Annotated in this window: 3 protein-coding genes; 1 reads left to right on the top strand and 2 read right to left on the bottom strand. The window is 52.2% G+C overall.

Annotation, left to right across the window (positions count from 1 at the left end; translation table 11 throughout):
* Positions 1–127: 127 nt before the first annotated feature.
* Positions 128–988, bottom strand: a complete 861-nt coding sequence (locus ABNT28_RS10815; RefSeq protein ID WP_332923096.1) for a LysR family transcriptional regulator — start codon at positions 986–988, stop codon at positions 128–130.
* Between the two features lie 123 nt (positions 989–1,111).
* Between ABNT28_RS10815 and ABNT28_RS10810 the strand changes: the two genes are divergently transcribed.
* Positions 1,112–1,468 (top strand): DUF1127 domain-containing protein, encoded by a 357-nt coding sequence (locus ABNT28_RS10810; RefSeq protein ID WP_332923095.1) that lies wholly within the window; start codon positions 1,112–1,114, stop codon positions 1,466–1,468.
* 17 nt (positions 1,469–1,485) lie between these two features.
* Here the strand turns inward: ABNT28_RS10810 and rlmB are convergent, their stop codons facing one another.
* Complete coding sequence (gene rlmB, locus ABNT28_RS10805) at positions 1,486–2,409, bottom strand: 23S rRNA (guanosine(2251)-2'-O)-methyltransferase RlmB (RefSeq protein WP_348721598.1); 924 nt, start codon at positions 2,407–2,409, stop codon at positions 1,486–1,488.
* Positions 2,410–2,558: the final 149 nt, after the last annotated feature.

Here is a 2,558-nt window from a genome sequence, read left to right as displayed (position 1 = left end):
AACTCCCAACCGCCCGATTACAAATCGGGTGCTCTACCAATTGAGCCACGCCAGCACTTACACGGTCTTTTACCAGAGTTTTTGCTGGGGTCAACAGTTTGCAATGCCAAAGTTTAAACTATTTGGCCTATTGTGCCGTTTTGCCCATTAAAAGCCTGACAAACCGCGCCAACTCCTGCACCAGCATATCTTGGCCACCCTCGGCAACATACATAAAGATGCCATAGTCGGGCAAAGGTGGCAGTCCGGCTTCGGCGGGTATTATATCCCAGCTTGGATTATGGGTGCCTTCCAGCACCGCCGTGACCGCCAGGTCTGCGCTGACAAAGGCCATAATATTCTGATAGTCGTTACTGTTAATAGGGATGTCCCAGGTAATATCATGCCGTTCCAATGTGGCTATGGCTTCGCTTCGGAAAATACAGCTTGGTTGATAGGCAAGCTGAAGAGGCCGCTTTTTCCAGACCGCACCACCCACGGCACCATACCAGCGCAGGGGCGTGCGCTGTAACAGTTCGGCATCAGCGTCAGCCTTTTTTTCAGTGGTCAGAATAATATCGGCCTGACCATGCGCAAGGTCACGTTTTAGTGTCAGCGATGCGTCAGAATTCAGTTTTACATTCACCCTAGGAAAGGCAGTCGCGAACTGGCGCAACACTTCTGGAATATGGGGGTATATAATATCAGGGGGAACACCAAAATTAATATTCCCTTCATAGGCGTCATGCGTTAGCCGCCCCCAGGCTTCGTCATTTAACGCCAGCATCCGCCGCCCATAGCCAAGTAACTGTTCACCCTGTGCTGTCAGGCTGACCCCGCGACCTGATCGTTCTATCAGGTCGGTATCCAGCAAATGTTCCAATCTTTTAAGCTGCATTGATACGGCTGACTGCGTGACATGTAGCTTGCCTGCCGCGCGTGTGACGCCGCCTGTATCGGCCACGGTGACGAAAGAGCGCAACGCCGTCATATCCAGATTTCGGTACATATCACATCTCCTTATGTATGAGCGCACAATCATTCATTTCACAAACTAGGCGGCATTAACCAAAATCATCAAAGAAAATGATGAAATCTTCTCATCACATAACGAAATGGAAAGGATCAAGAAATGTTATATATTTACAATATGTTAAAAAAGCAGATCATTGCTGCCTTTCAGCGATCGCGGCACAGTCTATGGTCTGTATGGACACGGTATCGCCATGCGATGGCGCTGTATAAATCACGTTGCCAGCTAGCCACGCTTGATGATCGCGCGCTTGACGATATTGGCATTTCGCGCGCCGAAAGAGCCGCCGAATGCGCCCGCCCTATCGGACAGGATAAAGCCCCATGGATACAGTCTTCAGCCATGCATGATTCCGACGCGATTGATTGCCCCGCCCCAGCATATCTGCGCGGGCGTCCGGCATCACAAATCCGATCCTTTTATAACGAGCGTGGGCGATGTGCGCATTTACGTTAGGCTTATCAGCTACGCTATCATCCTTTGGCCGCATATAGCGCGATAGCGGCGGCGATTGATACATTCAAACTGTCGGCGTCATCTGCGATATTGATACGCACAAGATGATCGCAATGTTCGCGGCTCAGTCGGCGTAAACCTGGCCCTTCGGCACCTAGCATGATGGCTAGCCGCGGAAAATCAGCCAATGCGCTAACATCCATATTGCCGTCGCCTGCCAGTCCGGCGACGGTGACATCATGGTCTTGCAGACTTTCTATCGCGCGTGCCAGATTCACCACCCGTATGATAGGAATATGTTCAAGCGCGCCGGTTGCCGTACGGGCAAGGGCGCCATTTTCTTCAGGTGCATTGCGGTGCGTGGTGATGATGCCCGCACAGCCAAAAGCGCGCGCCGAGCGTAAAATCGCACCAACATTTCGCGGGTCGGAAATCTGGTCCAGCATGATGATACGCACGCGCCTATCTTCTATATGCGCCAGAAAATCATCCAGATGTGGTGGTTCCAGCGGCCATACCGCCGCTGCCATGCCTTGATGCACAGCTTTTTCGGTATCATGCCCGCCAATGGCATCAAGTCGCCGCCGGTCAATCGATCGGGCTTCGGGCAGTTCGGCTTGCCTAATATTCGGCAATGTCTTGCGCATGTCGTCAAAGCTGTCCTGACTGTCATCTGTCACATACAGCGCGGCGATACGGCGATCGGCATTGGCCAGTGCGGCGGCTACGGCATGGCGTCCCCACAGAAAATAGCCACCTTGTGGTGGTTTCGGGGCGGCCTTGACCTGAATATCGCTATTTTGCCCCCCTGATCCTCCCCGACGCGGGGTTTTTGATCCGCTTCGGCCTGATGTTCCCGATGTGGCTTTTGAATGCTCAAAAGGCGGGTTTTTGCCTGGGCTTTTGGCCTTGGGTCGTTTTTTACTGCTTTTTGGGCTCATTATATGACTTCTTTGTTGACAAAGTGGCTCGTACTTTTTAATTCGCAAGACCTTCATTTTTTCGCAAGACAAAAGGTGCAGGTTGTAAAGGCAATCCGGTGGGGTGGCCGAGTGGTTAAAGGCAGCAGACTGTAAATCTGCCCGCGTAG

It is taken from the genome of uncultured Candidatus Puniceispirillum sp., from assembly GCF_963979125.1.
Taxonomy (GTDB): Bacteria; Pseudomonadota; Alphaproteobacteria; order Puniceispirillales; family Puniceispirillaceae; genus Puniceispirillum.
This window is presented reverse-complemented; position numbering and strand designations above follow the sequence as displayed.

Excerpts from the sequence above, each read along its gene's own strand:
- ABNT28_RS10810 (WP_332923095.1), top strand. The coding sequence starts at position 1,112 with ATGTTATATATTTACAATATGTTAAAAAAGCAGATCATTGCTGCCTTT.
- rlmB (WP_348721598.1), bottom strand. The coding sequence starts at position 2,409 with ATGAGCCCAAAAAGCAGTAAAAAACGACCCAAGGCCAAAAGCCCAGGC.
- ABNT28_RS10815 (WP_332923096.1), bottom strand. The coding sequence starts at position 988 with ATGTACCGAAATCTGGATATGACGGCGTTGCGCTCTTTCGTCACCGTG.